Below are 24,909 nucleotides of genomic sequence, written 5' to 3' on the forward strand. Positions count from 1 at the left end.
CCATGAAGCGCCTGGTGATCGCGGTCGCGGTCCTGGCGCTGGCGGGGTGCGGTGGAGGCGACGCAGTCGTGCCGGAGGGCCAGCAGCAGCAGGCCCACGGGCACGGTGCGGCGACCTCCACCGCACCACCTCCCGCTGCCACCGCGCGGTTCAACGACGCGGACGTGATGTTCGCGCAGATGATGGTGGCCCACCTGCAGCAGGGCATCGACCTCGCGGTGGTGGCGAAGGCCATGGCCACCGGGCCGAAGGTCAAGGAGCTCGCCGGCGCGGTCGACTCGACCCAGCGCGAGGAGCTCGAGATGCTCAAGGGCTGGCTGAAGCTCTGGGGCAAGCCCGAGCAGCCGTCGAGCGACCCGAACGTGCACGCCGCCCACGGTGGCATGCCGTTGCTCGACGCCAAGGTCATCAGCGACGTCAAGGACAGGAGCAAGGAGGAGTTCGACCTCGCCTACCTCAACCTGATGACCGGGCACCAGGGCGGCGCCGTCGAGATGGCGCAGACGGAGCTCAAGGACGGCTCCAACCCGGAGACCACGGCCTACGCCCAGCGGGTGCGCGACTCGCGGTCCGGCCAGATCCAGCAGATGCTCACGTTGATCAACGGGCAGTAGGCGGTCAGCGTCCGGTCAGCGGCCCGGTGTTGCCTGCCGGGCCATGGACGTACTGATCTCGGGAGCGGGCGTTGCCGGGCCCGCACTGGCACTCTGGCTGTCCCGTCACGGCATCTCGGCCACCGTCGTGGAACGCGCGCCCGCGCTGCGGACCGGCGGCCAGGCCGTGGACTTCCGCGGCGAGGCGCACCTGTCCGTGCTGCGGCGGATGGGTGTCCTCGACGCGGTCCGCGCTGCCCGGACGACGCCGCGCGACATGGTGTTCCGCGGCACCGACGGCCGGGAACGCGCCCGGCTGCCCGCGGCGTTCACCGCCGGCGAGGTCGAAATTCTGCGCGGTGACCTGTCACGCATCCTGTACGAGGCCAGTGCTTCCGACGCGGAGTACGTGTTCGGCGACTGGATCACCTCCCTGCACGACGACGGCACCGGCGTGGACGTCACGTTCGCGCACGGCCGGCCGCGGCGGTTCGACTTCGTCGTCGGCGCGGACGGGATGCGGTCCGGCGTGCGGCAGCTGGTCTTCCCGGACTACCGGCCGAAGTTCCAGGGCTACTACTTCGCCATCTGGCCGTCCGACGGCGACGACCGCGACATGGTCTGCGCACCGGGCGTGCTCACCGCGCCGGGCTGGGTGATGTTCAAGTCCGCGGTGCCGCCGGAGCTGATGCCGGACGAGCTGATCGCGCCGGGCGTGTACTTCGACTCGATCAGCCAGGTGCGCATGCCGGCGGTCAGCTCGGGGCGGGTCACGCTGCTGGGCGACGCCGGGTACGGCTCGACGCTCGGCGGCATGGGCACCGGGCTCGCCGTCGTGAGCGCGTACGTGCTGGCGGGGGAGCTGGCGGCGGGCGGGGACGCGTTCGCCCGCTACGAGGCGCTGGTCGGCCCGTACGCCCGCGGCTGCCAGGGCAACCCCGGGCCGTTCCTCGCGCCGGGGACGCGGCTCGGGATGTGGGTGCGCGACCGGATGTTCGGGTTCCTGGGCAAGGCGCCGATGTTCGCCCGGATGGACCTCAAGGCCGCGACCGCGATCAAGCTCCCCGACTACGCGCCAGTGCGCTGAGCGCGGTCTCGACGTGCTGCTTGGCGTTGGCGTGCATCCAGCCGAAGCCCAGCTCCTGGTCGGCGGCCAGCAACAACCGCTCGGCCTCGGCGAGATCTCCCCTGCGGCGGGCGATCTCGGCGAGGCCCGCGCCGGCCAGCGCCCTGGTCGCCGCGAGTCCCGCGTTCGTCGCCAGCGCCAGCGCCTCGCGGTAGTCGCGCTCGGCCGCGTCCTGGTCGAGGTCGAGCAACCGGTCCGCGCGCCGCGCGCGCAGCTCGGCCAGCTCCTCCTTCGCACCCAGCTCGCCCACGACCCGCAACGCCTCCTCGGTCAGCGCGAGCGCCTCCTGAGGGTCCTCGGTCAGGTTGGCGAGCACGTCGAGGACCTGGGCGGCGCCCCAGCGTTCGCCCAGGTCCTGGAACCGCCGCAGCGCCTGGCTGGCCTGCTCGACGGCACGGGCGCGGTCGCCGTGCAAGGTCCAGTCGGTGTAGGCGGTGCTGAACGCGATCAGGCCCTGGATCCACGGGTCGTCGCTGCGTTCGACCTCGTCCTGCAGCCGGGTGCGCGGCGCGCCGGGGTCGGGCGGACCGGCCAGCATGGCCCAGGCGATCAGCACGAACGGGTGGCGGATCGGGCCGTGCAACTGGTCCAGGACGCCGCGCACGCGTTCCGGGGCGGCCAGCGCGAGCAGGATCGCGTACTGCTCGCTGGTCTGCTCCGGCACCCGGCCGAGCAACGTCCGCGCGGTGGCCTCCACCTCGGTGCGGCTGCCCCGCACGTACAGGTACCAGGACAGGTCGGCGAGCAGCCGCAGCGCGTCGGCGGGCGCGTGGTCGGCGGTCCACGTCAGCGCCTGCACCAGGTTGGCGTGCTCGGCGCTCAGCGTGGCGAGCCAGCGCAGCTGGTCCGGGCCGCGCAGCTCCGGATCGGCCCGCCGGACGAGTGCGGCGAAGTACGCGGCGTGCTCGGCGTCGACCCGGTTGTGCTGCGCGCAGAACTCGCGGATCGTCTCCAGCATCCGGTAGCGGCCGTCGGCGGCCTCCACCAGGGACTTGTCCACCAGCGCCTCCAGCACCCCGAGGTCGTGCCCGCCGACCTCCTCGACGGCGGCGAGGGTCGCGCCACCGCTGAACGTGGCCAGCGCCGCGGCGAGGTCGCGTTCGTCGTCGGTCAGCAGGTCCCAGCTCCACTCCACGACCGCCCGCAGCGTCTGGTGCCGGGGTGCGGCGGCGCGGTTTCCCTTGGTGAGCAACCGGAACCGGTCGTTCAGGCGCCGGGAGATGTCCTCGGTGGTCAGCGTGCGGACGCGGGCGGCGGCGAGCTCGATGGCGAGGGGGAGGCCGTCGAGCTCACGGCAGATGCTCTCGGTGTGCTCGTCCTGGGTGAAGACCGGGTTCACCGCCCTCGCGCGCTGGACGAACAGCGTCACGCTCTGCTCGGTGTCGAGCGGCGGCACCGGGCACAGCGTCTCGCCCGTGATGCCCAGCGCCTCCCGGCTGGTCGCGAGGATGCGCAACCGCGGGCACGTGCTGAGCAGGTGCTGGACGAGCGTCGCGGCCTGCACGACCACGTGCTCGCAGTTGTCCAGGACCAGCTGGGTGGCGCGGTCCTTCAGCGCCAGCGTCAGCCGTTCCTCGGCGGGCAGCACGGTTTCCTTCAACCCGAGCGCCTGCAGCGCCGCCGCGGCCACGTCGTGCGCCGGCGCGAGGTCCACGAACACCGCGTCGTCGTCGGCGGCCTGCACCGCGAGCCGCGTCTTGCCGGCGCCGCCGGGACCGGTGAGGGTGATCAACCGCGCGTCGCCGAGCGAGGCGATCCGGGCCAGCTCCGCCTGCCTGCCGACGAAGCTCGTGAGCTGGGCCGGCAGCTCGCGCCGGGTCTGGCCGCGCAGGACCTGCACGTGGATCGCCCGCAACTCGGCCGACGGGTCGGTGCCGAGCTCCTCGGCCAGCACCGCGCGGGCGTCCTCGAAGGCCTGCAACGCCTCCGCCTGCCTGCCCTGCTGGTGCAGCGCCCGCATGAGGAAGCCGCGCAGCTGTTCGTCCAGCGGGTGCTGCCGCACGAGGTCCTGGATCTCCCCGACATCGGCCTTGTGCAAGCGGATGCGTGCGGCGATCAGGTCGTGCGAGGCTGTTTGGCGTTGCCGTTCAAGGCGATCCGCGTGCCCGGTCGCGGTCGTGTCCGCCAGCGCGGGCCCGCGCCACAGCGCCAGTGCCTCGCCCAGCAACGCCTCCGCCGCCTGCGGGTCACCCTGCTCCAGCGCCTGCCGGCCGCCGCCAGCCGCGAACCGGTGCGCGTCCACGCTGTCCGGCGCCAGCGCCAGCCGGTACCCGGCCGGGTGGAACTCGACCAGCTCGGCCACCCCGAGCGCCCTGCGCAGCCGGGAGACCTGGCCCTGCAACGCGTTCGCCGCGTCGGCGGGCGGTCGGTCGCCGTACAGCTCGTCGATCAGCCGGTCGACGGGCACGATCTGGCCCGCCCGCAGCGCCAGCAGCGCGAGGAGGGTGCGCGGCCGCGGACCGCCCACCTGGATCCTGCCCCGCGCGGTGTGCGCTTCCACCGGGCCGAGGATGTCGACGTGCACCGGGTGATTCTGTCAGCGCGCGAACCGGCCGGGGCTGGTACCGAGCACCCGCCGGAAGTGCCGGGTCAGGTGCGACTGGTCGTGGAACCCGGCGAGCACCGCCGCCTCGGCCGCCGGCCGGCCCTCCAGCAGGTCCCGCGGGCCAGGTCGACCCGCCGCCCGGTCAGGTAGCGGTGCGGTGGCAGCCCGAACCGCCTGCTGAACGCGCGCACCAGGTGCGTGGGGCTGGTCTGCAGCTCATCTGCCGCCTGCGCCAGCGTGATGCCTTGTGGAAGTGACGCGTCGAGCAGCTCGCGCAACCGGTCGGCCAGCGTCGGGTCCGCGAAGACCTGCGGCGCGGTGCCGGCGAAGTGGTGCGTGATCCGTTCGGTGATCAGCGCGAGTCGGCTCTGCGCCTCCAGCGGCTCGTCGAGGACCAGGTGCAGCTGGTGCACGCGCTGCCGCAGCAGCGGGTCGACGAGCATCGGGCGGTCGACCGACTTGCCGGCGAGCCCGGCGGGCAGCACGTCGCCGTCGAGGTACAGCACGCGTTTGCGGAAGCCCGACTCGTACGCGGACCGGCCGTCGTGCGGCACGTGCGGCGGCAGCAGCGTCACGCCGTCGACCAGCGCACCGTGCTCGTGCCGGTCCAGCTCGTAGCGCACGGCACCTGCGTCTATCAGCAACAACGTCCACGCGTCGTGCGTGTGGGCCGGGTAGACGTGGGTGGTGAACTCGGCGTGGAAGACCTCCCGGATGCCGTCCACCGCCGGGCGCCAGGCGGTGCTGCTCATGTCAGGAACGTACAAGACCGGACGCGCCCGCACCCGCGATGGTGGACGCCATGTTCGACACCAAGATCGCTGTGCTGCTGCGGGACGACCTGGCCTCCTGGCAGGCGCTGAACGTCACGGCCTTCCTCGTCAGCGGCCTCCCGCAGGAGCTGCGCGGCGAGCCCTACGTGGACGCCGACGACGTGACCTACCTGTCGATGTTCCGCCAGCCCGTGGTGGTCCTGCAGGGGGACAAGGCGTTGCTCACCAAGGCGCACGACCGCGCGCTGACCCGCAACCAGCCCATGTCGATCTTCACCGCGGACCTGTTCTCGACCGGCAACGACGCCGACAACCGGGCCGCGGTGCGCAAGGTGCACACGCAGGACCTCGACCTGGTCGGCATCGCGGTGCACGGTCAGAAGAACGCCGTGGACAAGATCCTGAAGGGTGCCCGGATGCACCCCTGATCGCGGCTGGGGAGTGATTGGCCCAGAGAAATAGCGCGTTCTTGTCCCAAAGCTAGGGCCAATCGTCGCCATACGGTCGTTCCCATGACCCGGCGACTTGCCTACGCGCAGCTGACGAACTCCATCGGTGACGGCGGCTTCCTCGTCTGCTCCGCCCTCTACTTCACGCTGGTGGTCGGGCTGAGCCCGGCGCAGGTCGGGCTTGGTCTCACCCTCGCGTGGGGTGTGGGCGCGGCGGCGGGGGTCGCCCTCGGGTCGCTCGCCGACCGGTTCGGCCCGCGCACCACGGCCGTCGTGCTCGCCGTGCTGACCGCGGCGAGCATCGGCGTTCTGCTCGTCACGCGCGACCACCTGGCGTTCGTGCTGGTGATGTGCCTGTACGCGAGCTTCCAGAGCGGGCTGCAGGCGTCCCGGCAAGCGCTGCTCGCGGGACTGACGACAGCGGAAGAACGCACGCGGGTGCGGGCGCGGATCCAGTCGACGGCCAACGCGGGCATCGCGATCGGTGCGGCGGCGGGCGGGTTCGCGTTGCACCTGGGCACCGAGATCGCCTACACCGCCGTGTTCGCGGTGGACGCGGTGAGCTTCCTGGCCGCGGCGGCGATCCTCGCGACGCTGCCGGAGACCGCGATGACCCGTGCCCCTGGCAAGTTCGACGTGCTCAAGGACCGGCCGTACGCGCTGGTCACGTTGATCAACGCGGTGATGCTGCTCTACCTGCCGTTGCTCAGCCTGATCATTCCTCTGTGGATCGTGCAGCGGACCGAGGCGCCGACGTGGCTCGCGGCCGCGTTGCTGGTGCTCAACACCGCGGCCGTCGTGCTCTTCCAGGTGCGGATCGCCCGCCGTGCCAACGGTCTGCGGCAGGCGTCACGGCTCGTGCGCCACGCCGGACTGGTGATGCTCGCGTCCTGCGTGGTCTTCGCGGCCACGGCGTTCGGCATCGGCGCGTGGCCCGTGGCGGCACTGCTGGTCGCCGCCGCCGCGTTGCAGGTGCTCGGCGAGATGATGCTCGCCTCCGGCGCGTGGGAGATCAGCTTCTCCCTCGCGCCCGCCGACCGGCAGGGCCAGTACCAGGGTTTCTTCGGCACCGGCACGGCGGTCGCGCGCATGGTCGGCCCGGCGCTGCTCACGACCGTCGTGCTCGGGTGGGGGAGCCTCGGCTGGCTCCTGGTCGGCGGGCTGTTCGTGGTGGCCGGCTACGCGATGGGACCCGCGGTGCGCTGGGCCCGCGAGAAGAACTCCACCAGCTCCGGCGCCATGACCGACGACTTGTACAGGTGCGTCTGACCGGCCAGCGTGCGGTGCTCGGCGCCCTCGACGACCTCCGCGACGTTCTTCATCGTGTTGCGGAGGTACACGGGCGACTTGCCGCCGTCCATGGCGAGCGTCGGCACCTTGACGTTCCAGCGGCCGGCCGGCAGCTTCTCACCGCGGCCGTCGTCGCCCAGGATGCGCAGGTCCCACGGCAGCGTGTGCGCCACGAGCTTGAGCTTCCTCCACATCGGCGTCAGCTTCATGACCGCGACGGCGAAACCGGGCGTGCCGACGAGCTTCATGAACGACGACAGCGCGCCGGACCGGTCGCCCTTCGCGATCAGCCCGTCCATCGTCCGCACGTAGTCGGCCGGCCGGGCCGGATAGGTGTCGTCGACGACGAACGGCGCCTCGTAGACCGCGAGCCGGGTGATCGACGGCAGCTTCGACGCGGCTTCGAGCGCCAGCACCGCGCCGGAGGAGACGCCGAAGACGAACGCGGACCCGCCGGCCTCCTCGATGACCGCGTCGATGTCCTCGATCTCGCGCTCCAGCGACCACGGCGTGGCGCCGTCCCCGGTCTCGCCCCGGCCGCGCCGGTCGTAGGTGTAGACGGTGAAGTTCTTGTCCAGCACGGAGGCGAGCTCGGTGGTGGGCCCGAACCTCCGGTGGCACATGGCACCGTCGACGAGCAGCAGCGCGGGCCCGGAACCGGTGATCGAGTAGGCGATCTCGGTGCCGTCGGCCGAGGTCGTGAAGCGGGTCATTTCTTCTCTCCCAGGGTGGATTCGAGCCAGAGCTGCCAGTCCTGTTCGGACTCGTCGCCCGCGAAGACGTGGTGCGCGGCGATCATCGGGCCGTGGAAGCCGCGCATGAACCGGTACATGCCGTTCCCGGTCCGCACGCCGAGGGTGTGCGAGTTGCGGTGGTACTCGACGGCGTCCGGGAGCTTGGTCCCGATGGCGTCGTCGAGCCTGCGCCAGGCCTCGTCCCAGTCGGTGACCACGGGCCCGAAGACGGTGAGCGGCCGCGCGGTCCGGCCGGCGAAGTGGCCCAGGTACTCGACCAGCGTGCGCCAGAACAGCGCGCCACCCAGCTGCATGGCCTCGAACTCGTCCGCCCAGTCGTCGCCGGGCAGGAACCCGCTCGTGACCATCCGCAGCACCGTGCTGCCGTGGTCACGCCCCTCGACCATGAACTCGTAGGCGATGAACCGGCCGTCCGGCGCCTCGCCGCTGTGGTGCGCGAAGTGCTTGAGCGGGTCGTTGGCGGTGATCTCCGACGTCGGCCGGTAGCCGCCGAACGAGAGCTTCACCTGCCCGTTCTCCACCTCGTTGCGGCCCATGAACCACGAGTCGATCCCTGGCCCGGTGGCGATCGCCTCCCAGACCTCCTCGACCGAGGCCGGTACCTCGGCCTTGTCGGTGGCTTCGAACGCGTGGCCCATCAGCTCGTCTCCTTCTCCCGCGGCATGGTGCCATCCTGCCGCCGAACAATCATCTCGTCAAGACAGTCTGGTTGGTCTTGACAAAAAAAATTGTCGGCGGTTCCGTTCTCGCCGTCGAACTTCGTTGGAGGAGGAACTCATGTCCCGTGTGCTGAGCGGTGTCGTCGCCGGTCCGCCCTACCTGGCCGTCGGGTACGCCCAGGCGTTCACCCGCTCCGGCTTCGACCTGGCGCGGCACCCGTTCTCGATGCTCAGCCTGGTTCGCTGGGCTGGATCCAGATCGCGAACTTCATCGTGTGCGGCGCGCGTTCGTCATCGCCGCCACCGGCATGACGCGCTTCTCCACCTGGGGCGCGCGGATGATCGGCTGGATCGGCGCGTGCTTCGTCTTCGCGCGTAGGCTCGGAGGATGGCTGGCGGTGGTGAGCGCGCTGACCGGGCTGCTGCTGATGGTGCCGATGGCGTTCCTCGGCAACCCGTCGGGCACCGTCCTGCTCTGCGCGGTCGCGACGACCGGCTGGCTGTGGACCTCGGTGGTGTCGCTTCGAGTGCGTGTTTCCTCGACCTGATCTGCCCCGAGTGCGGGCGCGTCACCACCGACGCCGACGCGCCCGGCTGCTCTTCGTGTCAGACGCCCGCACCCAGCTGACGGGCGTGCGTGGAGCTGATGTCGTAGGCCACACCGCAGAACGTGCACTGCATCCCGTACTTCTTGCTGATCGTGAAGAGCGGGATGAAGAAGACCGTGGGCTTCGTCACCCGCCGCGAGAGGCTGTGCGCCGCCTGGTGCCCGCAGTGCCCGCACACCAGCGTCAGCATCATGAGCTGCTGGATCGTCGTCCGCCAACCGAAGATGACCATCTGAGCTCCTTGTCCCGTGTTGTCCCTTTGACGTGCGGCGGCCCGTCTGAGTTGCAGTCGGTCCGGCATCTTCAGAAGCTGGACAGGTGGACACCCTGCTGAGGCCCTGGCACCCGGACGACGCTCCCGCCGTCCTGTCCGCCGCCCGCGAACCCCTGATGAGCCGCCAGTTCACCGTGCCGATCGACTCACTGGAAGACGCCGAGGCCTGGATCGACCTGATGGACACCCGCCGCGCCGACGACACCGCCTACGCCTTCGCGGTGCTTTCCGGTGGGGTGCCGGTCGGCAACATCGCGGTGTCCAGCGTAGAACGACGACACGAGACCGGCTGGGTGTCGTACTGGGTGCGCGCATCGGCTCGCGGCCGCGGGCTGGCCACACGGGCGTGCCGGGAGGTGAGCACGTGGGCGTTCGACTCGCTGGGGCTGTTCCGGCTGGAGCTGGCGCACCGGCTGGACAACCCGGCGTCGTGCCGGGTGGCGGTGGGGGCCGGGTACGTGGCCGAGGGGGTGGAGCGGGCGCGGCTGCTCTACGACGGGCAGCGGTTCGACACCGAGCGACATGCGCGGCTGGCGACGGATCAGGTGTGAGCGGTTCCGTCCGCCACCACCGAACCCAATCGATCACGGTTCACTCCGCGGACTCGCGGGTAACCGCTGGCATGAGCGACGTGCAGGACGAGCTGCTGCGGACGCTGACAAAAGTCGCGAACGCCTTACGCAGCGAGGGGATTCCTTTCGCCCTGACCGGGGGATGCGCCGGCTATGCGCGCGGTGGCCCGACGAGCGAGCACGACGTCGACCTGCTCGTGCGCGAGCAGGACGCGACGGAGGCCGTGCGCGTGCTGGTCGGGCGTGGACTGAGGGCCGCCGAACCGCCGGAAGACTGGTTGCTGAAGGTCTACGACGGCGACTCGCTGGTGGACCTGCTGTTCCGGCCCAACGAGCGGCCCGTGACCGACGAGCTCCTCGCGATGGCCGAGGAGATGCCGGTCGGATCGGTGATGCTGCCGGTGATGCCGGCGACGTACGTGCTGATCAGCAAGTTGCTGGTGCTCGACGGGCACCGCTGCGACTTCAGCGAGCTGCTGCCGTTCGCCCGTGCGCTCAGGGAACAGATCGACTGGCAGCAGGTGCGCGACGAGACCAAGAACTCGCCGTACGCGGAGGCGTTCCTGGTGCTCACCGAACGTCTGGACATCATCGGGAGGGACCATGAGCTCCGAGCAGTACCTCGCGGCGAACCTGCGTAGGGCGGTCGCGGAGGACCCGAGAACAGCCGAGCTCGGCGTGCGCGTCACCGTGCGCGGCGACCACGTGATGCTGTCCGGCGACGTCGCGTGCGCGGACCGCAGGGCCGCGTTGGAAGAGGTGCTGCGCGAGGCGGCACCCGAGCTGACGATCCTCAACGACGTGCGCGTGACACCTGCCGGGGAACCGGAGGGTGAGGAGGACCTGCGATGATCCGGATCGCCGCCGTCGGTGACGTGCACCTGGGCGAGGACATGCGCGGCAGGCTGCGGCCGGCGCTCGAGAAGGTCGGCGAGCACGCGGACGTGCTGCTGCTCGCCGGCGACCTGACGCGGCACGGCACGGTCGCCGAGGCCGAGGTCGTCGCGGACGAGTTCGCGGACCTGCCGGTGCCCGTCGTCGCCGTGCTCGGCAACCACGACCACCAGGACGACAAACCGCTCGAAGTCACGAAAACGCTGCAGGACAAGGGCATCCACGTCCTCGAAGGCACAACCTTCGAAGCCAGGATCAACGGCTGCACGCTCGGCGTCGCCGGGGTGAAGGGCTTCGGCGGCGGGTTCGCCGGCAAGTGCGGCAGCGCGTTCGGCGAACGCGAGATGAAGGCGTTCATCCAGCACACCTGCGGCATCGCGGAGTCGCTGGAGGGCGCACTGTCCGAACTGGACACCGACATCAAGGTCGCGCTGACGCACTACGCGCCGGTGCCGGACACGTTGCGCGGCGAGCCGCCGGAGATCTACCCGTTCCTCGGCTCGTACCTGCTCGGCGAGGCCATCGACAAGACCGGCACCCACCTCGCGATCCACGGCCACGCGCACTTCGGCACGGAACAGGGCATGACGCCGGGCGGCGTGCGCGTGCGCAACGTCGCCCAGCCGATCATCCGCTCCGCCTACACGGTCTACGTGCTCGAAGGGGCACCGAAATGACCGTCGGCGACTTCGTCGTGCAACGCCTGCGGGACTGGAAGGTCAAGCAGGTGTTCGCGTACCCCGGCGACGGCATCAACGGGATCGTGGCCGCGTTCGGCAAAGCGGACAACGACCCGTTGTTCATCCAGACGCGGCACGAGGAGATGGCCGCGTTCGCCGCCGTCGGGTACGCGAAGTTCAGCAACGACGTCGGCGTGTGCCTCGCGACCAGCGGACCCGGCGCGATCCACCTGCTGAACGGGCTCTACGACGCGAAGCTCGACCACGTCCCGGTCGTCGCGATCGTCGGCCAGACCGCCCGCACCGCCCAAGGCGGCAGCTTCCAGCAAGAGGTCGACCTGCACGCGTTGTTCCACGACGTCGCTTCGTTCCTGATCGACGTCACGGTCCCGGAGCAGCTGCCGAACGCCCTGGACCGCGCGTTCCGCACCGCCGCCGCCGAGCGCGCGCCGGCCGTGGTGATCATCCCGAACGACGTGCAGGAGCAGGAGTACGAGGCGCCGAAACACGAGTTCAAGCACATCCCGTCCAGCCCGCCGTCACGGCCGTCATCAGTCGTCGTGCCCGCGCAGGACGAGGTTCGGCGCGCCGCCGAGGTGCTGAACAGCGGCTCGAAGGTCGCCGTCCTGATCGGGCAGGGTGCCCGGGAGGCGGCCGCGGAGGTGACCGAGGTCGCCGAGCTGCTCGGCGCGGGCGTGGCGAAGGCGTTGCTGGGCAAGGACGTGCTGCCCGACGACCTGCCCTTCGTGACCGGGTCGATCGGCCTGCTCGGAACGCGGCCGAGCTACGAGATGATGCGCGACTGCGACCGGTTGCTGATCATCGGCTCGAACTTCCCGTACTCGCAGTTCCTGCCCAAGTTCGGTGCCGCGCGCGGGGTGCAGGTCGACGTCGACGGGCGCGCGATCGGGATGCGCTACCCGACCGAGGTGAACCTGGTCGGCGACGCACGCGAGACGTTGCGCGCGCTCATCCCGCTGCTCGAACGCAAAGCCGACCGCTCGTGGCGCGAGTCGATCGAGAAGAACGTCGAACGCTGGTGGGAAGTCCTGCAGCGGCAGGCGATGGTGCCCGCCGACCCGGTCAACCCGATGCGGATCGTGCACGAGCTGTCCGAACGGCTGCCGCACAACGCGATCGTCACCGCGGACTCCGGTTCCGCGACGAACTGGTACGCGCGGCTGCTGAAGATCCGCGGCGGCGTGCGGTCGTCGTTGTCCGGCACGCTGGCCACGATGGGCTGCGCCGTGCCGTACGCGCTGGGCGCCGCCTTTGCCCAGCCGGACCGGCCGTTGATCGCGCTGGTCGGCGACGGCGCGATGCAGATGAACGGGATGGCGGAGCTGCTCACGTTGCGGCACCACAACATCCGGTGCATCGTCTGCGTGTTCCACAACAACGACCTCAACCAGGTCACGTGGGAACTGCGCGCGATGGGCGGTGCCCCGAAGTTCGAGCCCTCGCAGACGCTGCCGGACCTGTCGTACGCGGACTTCGCGCGCTCGATCGGCCTGCAGGGCATCGAGGTCGACTCGCCCGACCAGCTCGGCCCCGCCTGGGACACCGCGCTCGCCCACGCCGGCACCACCGTGCTCGACGTGCGCTGCGACCCGAACGTGCCACCCATCCCGCCACACGCGACGTTCGACCAGATCAAGGACATGACCGAAGCGGTGCTGCGCGGCGACCCGGACGCCTGGGACATCATGTCGCGCGGCCTGCGGACCAAGATCCAGGAGTTGCTCCCGTGAAGCTCGGCTACTTCCTCTCCTCAGAAGAACACGGACCCCGCGACCTGGTCCGCAACGCGCGCCTGGCCGGCGACCACGGCTTCGAGGCGCTGTGGATCTCCGACCACTACCACCCGTGGAACGACGAACAGGGCCAGTCCCCGTTCGTCTGGGGCACGATCGGCGCGCTGTCCGAGGCGGTCACCGTCCCCATCACCACCGCCGTGACCTGCCCGACGGTCCGCATCCACCCGGCCGTCATCGCCCAGGCCGCCGCCACCGCCGCGGTCCAGTGCGAGGGCCGCTTCGTGCTCGGCGTCGGCAGCGGCGAAGCGCTGAACGAACACGTCCTCGGCGACCGCTGGCCCTCCGCCGACGTGCGCCTGGAGATGCTGGAGGAGGCCATCGGCCTCATCCGCACGCTGCACCAGGGCGACGAGGTCACCCACCACGGCAAGCACTACACCGTCGAGAACGCACGCATCTACACCATCCCCGAACGCCCGGTGCCGATCTACGTCTCCGCCTTCGGCCCCAAAGCGGTCCGGCTGGCGGCGAAGAGCGGCGACGGCTACATCTGCGTCGGCCCGTCCGGCGACCTCGTGAAGCAGTACCGCGACGAGGGCGGCCGCGGCCCGGCCCAGAGCGGCCTCAAGGTCTGCTGGGCACCCTCCGAAGAGGACGCCGTCGCCACCGCACACCGCCTGTGGCCCAACGACGGCCTGCCCGGCGAGCTCGCCCAGGTGCTACCCACCCCGCGCCACTTCGAACAGGCGTCCCAGCTCGTCACCCCCGACATGATCCGCGACGCGATGCCGTGCGGCCCCGACCCGCAGCAGTACGCGGAGAAGGTCAAGGAGTTCGCCGACGCGGGCTTCGACGAGGTCTACGTCCAGCAGATCGGCCCCGACCAGGAAGGGTTCTTCGAGTTCTGGGCCAAGGAGGTCGTGCCGCTGCTCGAGGTTTAGCGGTGGGCTCGCCAGGAACTCGGGTCCGATGAGGAGGTTCCTGCGCGAGCACAGCCTGACGCTCGTCTTCGCCGGGCTCTTCCTCGCCGCGCTGGTCGGCCAGCTCTTCACGGGCAACGCCGACTACAACGAGCGTCAGGCCGCGCTGGGCCAGCCACTGCTGACCCTCGGCTCCTACCTCGTCTCCGCGGACTTCCTCGTGGACGTCGTGGAGAACTGGCAGTCCGAGTACCTCCAGTTCTTCCTCTACGTCTGGGCCACCGTGTGGCTGGTCCAGCGCGGATCGCCCGAGTCCAAACCGGCCGACAAGGCCGGACCGGAAACCGCCGAGGAGCAACAACTCGGCCGGCACACCACCGAGTCGTCGCCCCGGTGGGCACGTGCGGGTGGGTGGCGCACCTCGGTGTACTCCAAGTCGCTGGGCCTCGCGATGCTCGCGCTGTTCCTCTTCTCCTGGACCATGCAGTGGATCGCCGGCTGCTTCGCCAACAACTCCGACCCGCTGGCCGAGAAGGTGGGCCTGTTCGAGTACTTCCTCAGCGCGGACTTCTGGAACCGGTCGCTGCAGAACTGGCAGTCCGAGTACCTGGCGATCGCGTCGATGGCGATCCTCAGCGTGTACCTGCGGCAGCGCGGGTCGCCGGAGTCGAAGCCGGTGGGGGCGCCGCACTCGGTGAGTGACCGGTCGGGGTAGGCAACGCTGGGTGAGCGGGCTCCGGTGGGCCGAGGGCCGCGGAGCCTCACGTCGCTGAGCCTCACGTCGCTGAGCCACACCATGTCGAGCCGGACCTCCCTGTACCTGACCCGGATGGGCCGGACCTCGCCGAGCTCAACCCCGCCCCAACCCCGCCGAGCCCAACCCCGGCAAGCCGAACCCGCCTGGGCTCAACCCGAAGGACAAGCAGACCCGACACAGCCTGACCTGCGGTTTTCACCGCCCCTCCGCGCGTTTCCCAATACGGGACGGCCGACCACGAGAATCCGGACACCCCAGCACCTCCTTTCACCTGATCCAGTGACGCACCGGCCGCACGCCGCCCAACCACGAAACCAGACGCCCCACCCGCCAGATCAGGACGCGCGTCACCCGATCGAGGTACCGAACACCGGCACCCACCTGCGGAAACGACGAAGGGCGCGGCGGAAGCCGAAGACCTCCACCACGCCCTCCCCCCAGGCGGCGCGACCACCTTCTCGGGCCGTCGCCGCCGCCCTAGGCGAGGATCTCGCCGACCGTGCCCGCTCCCACGGTCTTGCCGCCCTCGCGGATCGCGAACCCGAGTCCGGTGTCCATCGCCACCGCCTTGCCGAGCTCCACGGTCACCTCGACGGTGTCGCCGGGCAGGGCCGGCGCGTCGAGTTCGACCACGCCGACCACGTCGCCGGTGCGGAAGTGGAACTGCGGGCGGTAGTTGGTGGAGATGCCCGTGTGGCGGCCGCCCTCCGCGTGGGAGAGCAGGTACACGGACGCGCGGAAGCGGGTGTGCGGGGCGACGCTGCCGGGCAGGGCCAGGACCTGGCCGCGCCTGACGTCGCCTCGGCGGACGCCGCGCAGCAGGATTGCGGCGTTGTCTCCTGCCTGGGCCTGCTGCATCGGCTTGCCGAAGGTCTCGATGCCGGTGGCGACCGAGGTCACCGCGGCGCCGAGGCCGATCACCTCCACGTTGTCCCCCGTGCTGATCACGCCGCGTTCGACGGCGCCGGTCACGACTGTGCCGCGGCCGGTGATGGTCAGCACGTTCTCGATCGGCATCAGGAACGGGCTGGTGAGGTCGCGGTCCGGGACCGGGACGTGGTTGTCCACGGCCTCCAGCAGCGCGATGATCGACTGCGTCCACACCGGGTCGCCCTGCAGCGCGCGCAGGCCGGAGACGCGCACCACCGGGGTGGCGTCGCCGTCGAAGCCGTAGCGCGACAGCAGGTCGCGGACCTCGAGCTCCACCAGGTCGAGGAGCTCGGGGTCGTGCACCGCGTCGGCCTTGTTCAGCGCCACCACCACGTGCGGCACGCCGACCCGCCGGGCGAGCACGACGTGTTCGCGCGTTTGCGGCATGGTGCCGTCCTCGGCGGACACCACCAGGATCGCGCCGTCGAGCTGCGCCGCGCCCGTGATCATGTTCTTCACGTAGTCGGCGTGGCCGGGCATGTCGACGTGGGCGTAGTGCCGCGTCGGCGTCTCGTACTCGACGTGCGCGATGTTGATGGTGATGCCGCGGGCCAGCTCCTCCGGGGCGCGGTCGATGCGGTCGAACGCGGTGAAGGACGTGGCCGACGGGTCCACTTCGGACAGCACCTTGGTGATCGCCGCGGTGAGCGTCGTCTTGCCGTGGTCGACGTGGCCCATCGTGCCGATGTTGAGGTGCGGCTTGGCGCGCACGAACTCCTGCTTCATCATTTCCTCGAGAACACAGCCGGGTTTGCCCAGAACCGATCGACCACCACAACCCTCCTCCAGCGGTCCTGGAGGAACGGACTGGAGAAGGGTCAGAGTCGGGCGCCGGCCAGCTGTGCCGAGGCAACGGCGAGCGCGCCCGCAGGAACACCTGCGAACGTCGCGCACTCAGCCGTCAGGAACATGCGGAAATGGTGACAGAGCTACAGATCCGTTGTCACCTGGATTTCCGCGAGCCTGATCAACGCCCGCGCGGCCGGGCTGTGCGGGCCCTCGGTCCGCCACGCCAGCGCCAGCCGGCTCCACGGCTCGGGGTCCGTGATCCGCACCGGGTGCAGGCCGGACACCATCGACGACGCCAGGACCGCCGGACCGAGACCGCGCTGCGCCAGCGTGATCACCATCGGTGGCGCGGAGGCCTCGAACGCGATCCGCGGCCGTCGTGGACCACAAGCCGCGTCCAGCGCCCCGCGCAACCCCGTCCCCACCGGCAGACTGATCAACCCGCGCGAAAGCAGCTCCTCCAGCGTCACGGACTCCCTGCCGTACCAGGGATCCGCGGCGGACACCGCCGCCACGAGCGGCTCGTCGGCCAGCACCCGCACCGACAACCCGGCTGGCGCCTCACCGACGTACCCGACCAGCGCCAGGTCCAGTCGTCCGTCCACAAGCGACGAGATCAGCTCATCGGAGTTGGCCTCTGTCAACGTGATCTCGACACCTGGGTGTGCCGCGTGGAACTTCGAGAGCAGCTCCGGCAGGTCCATCACCCCGCACGACACGACCATCCCGGCCCGCACGACCCCGCGCACCAACCCCGCCAGCTCCTCGACGGTCCGCCGCGCCGACTCCACCGACCGCAACGCCGCCCGCGCCAGCGGCAGCACCGCCGCGCCCACGTCCGTCACCGTCACCGCGCGCCCCGACCGGTCCAGCAGGTCGTGGCCGAGCTCGCGCTCCAGCCGCCGGATCTGCGCGCTCACACCGGGCTGCGCGACGTGCACCCGTTCCGCGGCCCGCGTGAACGAGCCCTCCTCGACGACCGCGACGAAGTACTCCAGCTGCCGAAGCTCCATAACCAATGATTCTAGAACCCACAACAACCAGCTCTTGGACATATAAACACAGCTCAGCAACGCTGAACACATGCAGATCTTCCACCTGGGCGACCCCGGCTACGACGACGAACGCAGCGGCTTCCAGACCGGCCTGCGCCACGAGCCGGAGGTCATCTTCGCCGTGGAGACCGCAGCCGACGTCGAGAAAGCCGTCCACCACGCCGAAGCCAACGGCCTCCCGTACGAGGTCCAGGCCACCGGCCACGGCATCACCACCCCGGCGACCGGCGTCCTCATCTCCACCAAGCGCATGAACGAGGTCCACGTCGACCCCGCCACCCGCACCGCCACGGTCGAGGCAGGCGCGGTCTGGCAGCAGGTGATCGACGTGGCCGCCCCGCACGGACTCGCCCCGCTCAGCGGCGACGCACCGGACGTCGGCGTCGTCGGCTACACGCTCGGCGGCGGATACGGCCTGCTGGCCCGCGAGCTCGGTCTGGCCAGCGACCGCGTCCACGAGACGACCAAGATCGGCGACGTCGTGACGGGCCTGAAGTTCGAGCTAGTGCCCGTGAACCGGGTTCACAGCGGCGAGATGTACTTCGACGCGAAACACGCGGAAGCCGTGTTCGACGCGTTTCACCACTGGGACCTGCCCGACCACGTCACACCCCAGCTCGCCACCATCGCGTTCCCCGACCTTCCATTTCTCCCGGAACCGCTCAGGGGTCGCAGCACCGTGCGCCTCACTTACGCGAGCACGAAACCGTTCGACATCGACAGCCTGAAGGTGGCGCCACGACTTACCGAACAACTGTCTGTGAAGCCGTTTCACAGTGCATCCACCAGCGAACTGCCGCCACACACCTACCAGGGCGACAACGTGCTTCTCAGCGCTCTGCCTGCAGAAGCACTTCACAACGTCCGCACGACAGCTGCCACCGCCGACATCCCGATCTTCCTCGGTCTCCTCCCGCTCTCCAAGAAGATCACGAGCAACGCCACCCACCTGCTCAAGCTCATCTCGCCCCAGCTCGACGCCGAACGCCACCACGCCGCCGTGTTCGACGCCGTCAGAACGCACGTCGTCGGCAAGTCGCGCAACTTCCGGTTCGCCGTACGCTGAGGTGCATGACCCGAGTGGTTCTCGTGGAGGACCACGACATGGTGGCCGAGGCGATCGGGCTGGCACTGGAGCGCGCCGGGATCGAGGTGGTCGCACGGGCGGCCACGGTCGCCGCCGCCCTCGCGGACATCCGCCGCACCGGACCTGACGTCGTCCTGCTCGACCGCCGGCTCCCCGACGGCGACGGCACCACCCTCATCCCGCAGCTCAGCGCCACCACCAGGGTCCTCGTGCTGACCGGCGAGGCGACCGCGTCGATCGCCGCCCGCGTCGCCGAAGCGGGCGGCGCCGGCCTCATCCTCAAGTCGGCACGGCTGGACGAGCTCGTCGAGGCCGTCGAACGGGTCGCGGCCGGCGAGGTCGTGTTCGACCAGAAGCTGCTCGGCGGCGTGCTGGAGCGGCTGTCCGGCCGGGTCAGGTTCGCCGGCTCGACCCTCACCGCCCGCGAACAGCAGACGTTGCAGCTGCTCGCCGGCGGCGCCGGCACCGACCAGATCTCGGCCACGCTCGGCGTCGCCCGCAACACCGCCCGCAACCACGTGCAACGCGTCCTCGACAAGCTCGGCGCCAGCTCCAAGCTCGAAGCCGTCTCGATCGCCCGCCGCGAAGGCCTGCTCGACTGAGGCAGCCGCTCGGCTCATCCGCTCGACTCATCCACTTGACTGGTGCAGCCGCTCGACTGGTGCAGCCGCTCGACTGGTGCAGCTGCACCACGGACGCTGAGTCACCTGCGTCTGCCTGAACCGGGCGAGCTGGGCCACTGTGCGGACGTGGCCACAGGCGCGCTCACCGAAGCCGTGTTCTCGCTCCCCGACGAGCACCGGCGCGGCAGTGTCGCGCTCGTCCGCGACTTTGCCCGCCGCGTCACCGCCACCTGCGGTTACCGCGGCAGCCACGAGGACGCCGTGCTGGTGGTCAGCGAGCTCACCACCAACGCCGTCCGGTACGGCGGCGGCCGCCCGTTCGTGCGGATCGTCGGCGCCCGCGACCACCTGCTCGTCGAGGTCCTCGACGACAGCCCCGACCACCCGCGGCCACGCGCCGGCGGCTGGGGCGTGCGGCTCGTCGAACGGCTCTCCGCGCGCTGGGGCGTCGGCGAACGCGGTGGTCAGAAGGTCGTCTGGTGTGAGCTGACGGCGTAGCGGCCATGATGGTGCCGTGCCTGACCAGGACCCCCTGCGCGAGAGCGAAGACCTCTTCCGCCTGCTCGTGCAGGGCGTTCGCGACTACGGCATCTTCATGCTCGACCCCACGGGCCACGTCGTGAGCTGGAACGCCGGCGCCGAGCGGATCAAGGGCTTCACCGCCGACGACATCATCGGCAGGCACTTCTCCACGTTCTACCCGCCGGAGGACGTCCTGGCCGGCAAACCCGGCTGGGAGCTCGAGGTCGCGCAGGCCGAGGGCGCGCTGGAGGACGAGGGCTGGCGGGTCCGCAAGGACGGCACCCGGTTCTGGGCGAACGTGATCATCACCGCCCTCTACGGCGACGACGGCGAGCTGCGCGGGTTCGGCAAGGTCACCCGCGACATGACCGAGCGCAGGCGGGCCGAGCAGCAGCTCACCGACCGGCGCCGGCTGCTCGCGCACCTGGTCGAGGCCCAGGAGCAGGAACGCAGGCGCATCGCGTGGGACGTCCACGACGACACGATCCAGGCCATGGTCGCCGTCGACATGCGGCTGCAGCTGCTCGCCCGCAAGCTCCCCGGCGAGCACCGCGCCACCGTCGAGCACCTCGACGAGACGGTCCGGGACGCCATCGGCCGGCTGCGCAGCCTCGTCTACCGGGTCCGCCCGCCCGGCATCGAACGCGGCCTGCGCGAGTCGCTGCTCGCCTACCTCACCGACACCGGCATGACCGGCGAGGTGCACGACCGGCTCGACCGCGAACCGTCCGCCGACGCGGCCGTCACGATCTTCCGCATCTGCCAGGAGGCCCTGACCAACGTCCGCAAGCACGCGCGGACGGGGTCGGCGGTGATCGACATGTCCACGGTGGACCGGGGATTCCTGGTGACGGTGACGGACAACGGCGTCGGCCTGCCGGCGCTCGACCCGAACGCGGGCCACTTCGGCCTGATCGAGATGAGGGAACGCGCCGAGGCCGCGGGCGGCTGGTGCACCGTGACCGGGTCGGCCGGCAGCACCGTCGTGGAGTTCTGGCTGCCGGACGTGCGCCCGTGATCGTCCGCATCCTCATCGCCGACGACGACCCGCTGATCAGGGACGTCCTGCGGGACGTGCTCGACGACGAGCCGGACCTGGAGGTGGTCGCGGTCGCCACCGACGCGCAGGAGGCCGTCGACCTGGCCGAACGCCACGCGCCGACCGTGGTCCTGCTCGACGTCCGGATGCCCCGCGGTGGTGGCCCGTACGCCGCCAGTGAGATCCTGCACCGCGCACCCGGCACCCGCATCCTGGCGTTCTCCGCGTACACGGACGTGGGAGCGGTGGAGGAGATGCGGCGCGCCGGGGTGACGGAGTACCTGGCCAAGGGCGTGCGCAACACCGAACTGGTCGCTGCCGTTCGGCGGATGGGCTTGCAATAGGTTGTGGTGTGTAAGCAACCGCCGTAACGTCGATGACGCAGCCGGGTTCAGCAGCGTGCTCGGAGTCCAAGTCATACGCGCTTCGGCCACCGGGGAGTGCTGGTGAACGAAGATCAGTTGAATGAAACGCCGCTGCTGACCGTGCGGGCCGACGAGGTCGCCGGAGTGGTGGTCGTCGCGGTGGAGGGGGAGATCGACGTCGACACCGCCGACGTCGTGCTGGACGCGTTGCGCCTGGGCTTCGGGGCCGAGGGGCCGGCGCTGGTCGCCGACCTCACCGCGGTCAGCTTCTTCGGCTCGACCGGCATCTCCACGCTGATCACCGCGCACGAGCTCGCCGACGAGCACGGCAAGGACCTCCACGTCGTGGCACCGCACCGCGCCGTCCGACGACCGCTGCAGGTCACCGGGGTCGCGGACGTGCTCCTGCTGCACGACTCGGTGCCGGAGGCGCTGACCGCGCTGAAGCCGGTGCCCAGCGAGTGACACCCGCCGGGCACCAGCGCCGCTAGCCGGCCAGTTCGACCAGTTTCGGCACCACCTCCGCCGGCGCGGGCATCGCCGCGATCTCCAGCCGGATGCCTTCGACGGCGTCGTGCACCGCCGCGTCGTTCAGCAGCCGCGCCGCCGTCTCGTGCACGGCGTCCGCGGTGAACTGCTCGCCGACCAGGTGCGCCCCCAGGTTCGCCGTCGCCACCAGCTCGCCGTTGCGGAACTGGTCGGCGCCCTGAGGCAGCACCAGCTGCGGCAACCCGGTCGTCAGCGCGCTCACCGTCGTGCCGCTGCCGCCGTGGTGCACCACGAGATCTGCGTGCGCGAGCAGATCCGCCTGGGGCACCCACGACATGACGTGCACGTTGTCCGGCGCGTCCGCGACCAGCGACGCCTCCACCTGCGGCCCGGTCGCGACCAGGACCTCGGCGTCCAGGCGCGACAACCCGGCGACCGCGCGCTGGATGAGCTCCAGCCCGGCGAACGCGGTGCCGAACGTCAGGTACACCAGCGGCCTGCGGTGCTCCAGCACCCAGCCCGGCAGCGGCTCCCGCTCGGCGAACGGCACCGGCCGCACCGGGATCCGTTCCACGCCCTTCAGGTGGTCGAGGTCCTGCAACGACGGCGGGAAGATGTCGAGATAAGGCGCGCCCAGACCGAAGTGCTGCCCATTCGGCAATGCAATACCGAGCTCTGTCAAGTACTCCATCAGAGGGTCGATCATGGTCGCCGGGACCATCATCTCGTCCACCTTGCCGAAACCGTGGCAGACGACCGGAATTCCTGCCCGCATCGCCGCGATGCCCGCTCCGGGGTTGATGATCTCGAAGACGACGAGGTCGGGTTTGTCCCTTTCCAGCACCGGCGCCAGGTCCGCCGCATAGGCCCGGGGGAGCACCGAACCGAACGCGTCCGAGGCGGTCTGCCTGAGCATCTCCCTGGTGAAGGCGCTGGTTCCGTGCAGGCTGTTGGCCTGGCTGAACGCCTCGCCGATGCTCAGTCCCGCGTCGATGACGGTGAAGCCCAGTTTTGCTACGACAGCGTGAAACTCGGAGTCGACCGCGTAAAGGATGTCGTGTCCTTGCTCGCGGGCGGCGACCGCGAGCGGGAGTAACGGATACGTGTGTCCGTGCGAGCCCAGGCTCGAGAAGAGAATGCGCACGCGGTCACAGTAGGTGCTGCCGGAAACAATCGGGGGCGGAACGGCGTGCTCGATCTAGGTGACGATGCTTTCCCATTGGCGGGCGATATCCGCCGGTGCCGGCATCTTCGCCATCTCTTCGCGCACCTCGCACGCCGCCGCCTGCAGCTTCGGCGTGGTGATGAGGTCGGTCAGCAGCTCCGGGGTGATGTCGCGGGCCGACGCCTTCAGCCCGGCACCGCGCTCGGCGACGGCGGTGGCGTGCACCGTCCTGTCGCCGGGACCGGGCTCGACCAGCTGCGGAACGCCCGCGGCGAGCGCGGCCAGCAGGGTGCCGGCGCCGCCGTGGTGGATGATGCCGTCGCAGAACGGCAGCACCGCCGGGATCGGCACCCAGCCGGTGGTCCTGACGTTGTCCGGCAGGCCGTCGGTCCGGTCGGGGCGGATCAGCACGAACTCGGCGTCGACGTGCGCGGCGGCCTTCGTGACCGCGGCCATCATCCGGGTGGCGCCGGGACCGGGTGCGGTGCTGCGGCTGACCAGGATCCGCGGCGTTCCCGACGGCTCGGCCAGCCAGCCGGGCACCTCGCCGGAGCCGCTGTGCGGGACGAACCGCATCGGCCAGCCGCTGGAGAACTCGGCGATGCTCGCCGGTGCGGTGCGGATCACGGTCGTGGGAGCGTGGGTCTCGGCCTTCATCCGGTCGCTCACGGCGGCGGTGAGCGCGAGGCCGTCGAACAGCGAGACGTCGTGCACGACCGAGGGCGCGTCCAACGCCGACCCCGCGGCGGCCAGCGGTTCGTGCAGCACGACGTCCGGGCGCCACCGGGCGGCAAGCGCCTGCAACGGTTCGGTCATGGCGTTGTTGAACACGCTGAACAGCCGCGAGACGAAGTCCAGCTTGCCGCTGCCCGCCATCTCCGCCCGCGCCACCAGCGGGTGGGTGAGCATGATCTTCGCCGCGATCCGGCCGAAGTGGACGCCCGGCGGGACGACGTCCTCGACCGGCAGGCCCGACTCGCCGGCCTTCAGGGCCTCGCCGCCGGTGGCGACCACGACGTCGTGGCCGGCCTCGCGCAGTGCCAGTGCCAGTGGCAGCAACGGGAAAACATGACCCAGCAAGGGCGCCGCCACCACGAGAACACGCATATGACCAGGTTAGACGTGCTGTGTGAGAGGAAACTGAGAAACGCCTCCAGGGCCGCGCTCACGAGGAGCGCGGCCCTGGAGTCAGGCGCGGGTCACTTGGCCATGTCGAACCAGTTGAAGGCCTCGACCATCTGGCGGGTGGTGCCGACGTAGCGCGGGCCGGTCAGCTCCCAGCGGGTCACCGTGCTGTACGTGCCGGGCTGCAGCGACTCGTCCGCGGCGGTGTTCTCGTCGTCCGCGACCGGGACGTACTGCTTGATCGACTTCTTGGTCAGCGTGACGTCGAGCGCCTCGTAGGCGGACTGGGTCTTCAGGTAGTCGCCGTCACCGTGGTCCCACGCGCGGCCCGGGTCGGCGAGCTTCAGCTGGATCGTGCTGCCGCCGAAGGAACCCGTGGCGGACACGACGGTGACGATGTGGCCACCGCTGCGCTGCAGCGAGCCGGCCGTCGGGCCCTCCTTGTAGCGGCCGTAGACGAGCTGCAGCGGGCCCTCGTTGAGCTTCTTGGCGAGCTCACCGGCGAAGTCCGGGACGTCCTTCGTGTTGACCGCGCCCGTCGTGGTGGTCCAGCCGGCGTCACGGGCCGGCTTGGTGGCGACGGTCCACGCGGTGCGCAGGTTGGTGAGGTTGGTGCTGCCGTTGTACTTCGCGTCGACCCCGATCCGGCCGATCGAGTTGGTGATCACGTTGTAGTCGGCCTGGTCCTTGGGGTTGAGGTTCGCGACCTTGGTGGTGAGCCAGCCGACCGGCGCGTCCTTCTCGTGGGCCCAGTAGTGCAGGACGTTGTAGAGCGAGGTGGGGCCGCAGTAGGCGCCGCCGTTGTTCTCCAGGCCGGCGCGGAACTGGTCCACGTCGCTCACACCGCACTTGCGGACGTTGAAGTCGGGGCCGACGAGGTCAGCGGCGCCGACACACGGCGGCGGGGTGCCGATGACCGGGTCCGCGGAGGCCATCGGGGCGAAGACGGAGGCGATGGTGGCGGTCGCGGCGGCGGCGATGAGAGCGTTGCGGATCATTTCGGTTTCCCCTTTGAGTTCTTGTGCTTCCCTGCGGTGACACAAGATTCGCCGAGGTGGACCCCCAAGG

General features: G+C 70.5%; 27 protein-coding genes and 1 pseudogene. 18 read left to right on the top strand and 10 right to left on the bottom strand.

The features are described 5' to 3' along the window. Positions 1-2: 2 nt before the first annotated feature. The gene (locus BBK82_RS20205; protein ID WP_065916393.1) at positions 3-614 is read left to right on the top strand and encodes a DUF305 domain-containing protein; all 612 of its coding nucleotides are present in this window, start codon (positions 3-5) and stop codon (positions 612-614) included. A 43-nt stretch (positions 615-657) separates the two neighbouring features. Continuing rightward, on the top strand, positions 658-1,680 hold the full coding sequence (locus BBK82_RS20210; protein WP_065916394.1) for an FAD-dependent monooxygenase: 1,023 nt from the start codon (positions 658-660) through the stop codon (positions 1,678-1,680). Here BBK82_RS20210 and BBK82_RS20215 read toward each other — a convergent pair. Further along, positions 1,649-4,243, bottom strand: a complete 2,595-nt coding sequence (locus BBK82_RS20215; protein WP_065916395.1) for an AfsR/SARP family transcriptional regulator — start codon at positions 4,241-4,243, stop codon at positions 1,649-1,651. The two genes, BBK82_RS20210 and BBK82_RS20215, sit on opposite strands and share 32 nt — an antisense overlap. Before the next feature lie 12 nt (positions 4,244-4,255). Next, a pseudogene (locus tag BBK82_RS20220) lies at positions 4,256-5,016 on the bottom strand (AraC family transcriptional regulator). A gap of 50 nt (positions 5,017-5,066) precedes the next feature. Between BBK82_RS20220 and BBK82_RS20225 the strand changes: the two are divergent. Together BBK82_RS20225 and BBK82_RS20230 are read left to right on the top strand one after the other, a co-directional pair. After that, entirely contained in the window at positions 5,067-5,465 is a 399-nt protein-coding gene (locus BBK82_RS20225; RefSeq protein WP_237048282.1) for a DUF2000 domain-containing protein, read from the top strand. Between the two features lie 84 nt (positions 5,466-5,549). Beyond that, positions 5,550-6,755: an MFS transporter gene (locus BBK82_RS20230; protein WP_065916397.1), complete on the top strand. Its 1,206-nt coding sequence runs from the start codon at positions 5,550-5,552 to the stop codon at positions 6,753-6,755. On the opposite strand, the gene BBK82_RS20235 is transcribed toward BBK82_RS20230, so the two are convergent. Beyond that, the gene (locus BBK82_RS20235) at positions 6,665-7,489 is read right to left on the bottom strand and encodes an alpha/beta fold hydrolase (protein WP_065916398.1); all 825 of its coding nucleotides are present in this window, start codon (positions 7,487-7,489) and stop codon (positions 6,665-6,667) included. The genes BBK82_RS20230 and BBK82_RS20235 overlap by 91 nt on opposite strands. After that, positions 7,486-8,169: an SRPBCC family protein gene (locus BBK82_RS20240; protein ID WP_065916399.1), complete on the bottom strand. Its 684-nt coding sequence runs from the start codon at positions 8,167-8,169 to the stop codon at positions 7,486-7,488. The genes BBK82_RS20235 and BBK82_RS20240 overlap by 4 nt, the downstream gene beginning before the upstream one ends. 296 nt (positions 8,170-8,465) lie before the next feature. On the opposite strand from BBK82_RS20240, the gene BBK82_RS20245 reads away from it, so the two are divergent. Continuing rightward, positions 8,466-8,738, top strand: coding sequence for a hypothetical protein (locus BBK82_RS20245; protein ID WP_065916400.1), 273 nt, complete (start codon positions 8,466-8,468; stop codon positions 8,736-8,738). A gap of 58 nt (positions 8,739-8,796) precedes the next feature. On the opposite strand, the gene BBK82_RS20250 is transcribed toward BBK82_RS20245, so the two are convergent. After that, positions 8,797-9,030, bottom strand: coding sequence for a zinc-ribbon domain-containing protein (locus BBK82_RS20250; RefSeq protein WP_065916401.1), 234 nt, complete (start codon positions 9,028-9,030; stop codon positions 8,797-8,799). Between the two features lie 86 nt (positions 9,031-9,116). Here BBK82_RS20250 and BBK82_RS20255 point away from each other — a divergent pair, with 86 nt between their 5' ends. The 7 genes from BBK82_RS20255 to BBK82_RS20285 all read left to right on the top strand — a co-directional run bounded on the left by BBK82_RS20255 (position 9,117) and on the right by BBK82_RS20285 (position 14,610). Then, the gene (locus BBK82_RS20255; RefSeq protein ID WP_065916402.1) at positions 9,117-9,623 is read left to right on the top strand and encodes a GNAT family N-acetyltransferase; all 507 of its coding nucleotides are present in this window, start codon (positions 9,117-9,119) and stop codon (positions 9,621-9,623) included. Positions 9,624-9,694: 71 nt separating this feature from the next. Further along, positions 9,695-10,285 (top strand): nucleotidyltransferase family protein, encoded by a 591-nt coding sequence (locus BBK82_RS20260; RefSeq protein ID WP_065916403.1) that lies wholly within the window; start codon positions 9,695-9,697, stop codon positions 10,283-10,285. Next, entirely contained in the window at positions 10,248-10,496 is a 249-nt protein-coding gene (locus tag BBK82_RS50375) for a BON domain-containing protein (protein ID WP_065916404.1), read from the top strand. The genes BBK82_RS20260 and BBK82_RS50375 overlap by 38 nt, the downstream gene beginning before the upstream one ends. Next, positions 10,493-11,215, top strand: coding sequence for a metallophosphoesterase family protein (locus tag BBK82_RS20270; RefSeq protein WP_065916405.1), 723 nt, complete (start codon positions 10,493-10,495; stop codon positions 11,213-11,215). Before BBK82_RS50375 ends, BBK82_RS20270 begins: the two co-directional genes overlap by 4 nt. Next, complete coding sequence (locus tag BBK82_RS20275; RefSeq protein ID WP_065916406.1) at positions 11,212-12,969, top strand: thiamine pyrophosphate-requiring protein; 1,758 nt, start codon at positions 11,212-11,214, stop codon at positions 12,967-12,969. Before BBK82_RS20270 ends, BBK82_RS20275 begins: the two co-directional genes overlap by 4 nt. Further along, a complete protein-coding gene (locus BBK82_RS20280; RefSeq protein WP_065916407.1) occupies positions 12,966-13,916 on the top strand; it encodes a TIGR03557 family F420-dependent LLM class oxidoreductase in 951 nt (316 codons plus the stop codon). Before BBK82_RS20275 ends, BBK82_RS20280 begins: the two co-directional genes overlap by 4 nt. A 28-nt stretch (positions 13,917-13,944) precedes the next feature. Continuing rightward, positions 13,945-14,610: a DUF6766 family protein gene (locus BBK82_RS20285; protein WP_065916408.1), complete on the top strand. Its 666-nt coding sequence runs from the start codon at positions 13,945-13,947 to the stop codon at positions 14,608-14,610. Positions 14,611-15,129: 519 nt separating this feature from the next. Here the strand turns inward: BBK82_RS20285 and tuf are convergent. Together tuf and BBK82_RS20295 are read right to left on the bottom strand one after the other, a co-directional pair. Then, entirely contained in the window at positions 15,130-16,311 is a 1,182-nt protein-coding gene (gene tuf, locus BBK82_RS20290; RefSeq protein ID WP_065916409.1) for an elongation factor Tu, read from the bottom strand. Positions 16,312-16,511: 200 nt separating this feature from the next. Continuing rightward, entirely contained in the window at positions 16,512-17,384 is an 873-nt protein-coding gene (locus tag BBK82_RS20295) for a LysR family transcriptional regulator (protein ID WP_065916410.1), read from the bottom strand. 70 nt (positions 17,385-17,454) lie between these two features. On the opposite strand from BBK82_RS20295, the gene BBK82_RS20300 reads away from it, so the two are divergent. From BBK82_RS20300 to BBK82_RS20325, 6 genes are all read left to right on the top strand, one after another. After that, positions 17,455-18,492, top strand: coding sequence for an FAD-binding oxidoreductase (locus BBK82_RS20300; protein ID WP_065916411.1), 1,038 nt, complete (start codon positions 17,455-17,457; stop codon positions 18,490-18,492). Between the two features lie 5 nt (positions 18,493-18,497). Continuing rightward, positions 18,498-19,115, top strand: coding sequence for a response regulator transcription factor (locus tag BBK82_RS20305; RefSeq protein ID WP_065916412.1), 618 nt, complete (start codon positions 18,498-18,500; stop codon positions 19,113-19,115). Positions 19,116-19,262: 147 nt separating this feature from the next. Further along, a complete protein-coding gene (locus BBK82_RS20310; RefSeq protein ID WP_065916413.1) occupies positions 19,263-19,634 on the top strand; it encodes an ATP-binding protein in 372 nt (123 codons plus the stop codon). A gap of 16 nt (positions 19,635-19,650) precedes the next feature. Then, positions 19,651-20,676 (top strand): PAS domain-containing sensor histidine kinase, encoded by a 1,026-nt coding sequence (locus BBK82_RS20315; RefSeq protein ID WP_065916414.1) that lies wholly within the window; start codon positions 19,651-19,653, stop codon positions 20,674-20,676. Then, a complete protein-coding gene (locus BBK82_RS20320; RefSeq protein WP_237048283.1) occupies positions 20,673-21,041 on the top strand; it encodes a response regulator in 369 nt (122 codons plus the stop codon). Before BBK82_RS20315 ends, BBK82_RS20320 begins: the two co-directional genes overlap by 4 nt. A 102-nt stretch (positions 21,042-21,143) precedes the next feature. Beyond that, on the top strand, positions 21,144-21,527 hold the full coding sequence (locus BBK82_RS20325; RefSeq protein ID WP_170067940.1) for an STAS domain-containing protein: 384 nt from the start codon (positions 21,144-21,146) through the stop codon (positions 21,525-21,527). A gap of 22 nt (positions 21,528-21,549) precedes the next feature. On the opposite strand, the gene BBK82_RS20330 is transcribed toward BBK82_RS20325, so the two are convergent. From BBK82_RS20330 to BBK82_RS20340, 3 genes are all read right to left on the bottom strand, one after another. Then, complete coding sequence (locus BBK82_RS20330; protein ID WP_065916415.1) at positions 21,550-22,695, bottom strand: glycosyltransferase; 1,146 nt, start codon at positions 22,693-22,695, stop codon at positions 21,550-21,552. A 54-nt stretch (positions 22,696-22,749) separates the two neighbouring features. Beyond that, positions 22,750-23,823 (bottom strand): nucleotide disphospho-sugar-binding domain-containing protein, encoded by a 1,074-nt coding sequence (locus BBK82_RS20335; RefSeq protein WP_065916416.1) that lies wholly within the window; start codon positions 23,821-23,823, stop codon positions 22,750-22,752. 92 nt (positions 23,824-23,915) lie between these two features. Further along, positions 23,916-24,839, bottom strand: coding sequence for a hypothetical protein (locus BBK82_RS20340; protein ID WP_065916417.1), 924 nt, complete (start codon positions 24,837-24,839; stop codon positions 23,916-23,918). Between the last annotated feature and the right edge of the window lie 70 nt (positions 24,840-24,909).

The sequence above is a fragment of the Lentzea guizhouensis genome, assembly GCF_001701025.1.
Lineage (GTDB): Bacteria > Actinomycetota > Actinomycetes > Mycobacteriales > Pseudonocardiaceae > Lentzea > Lentzea guizhouensis.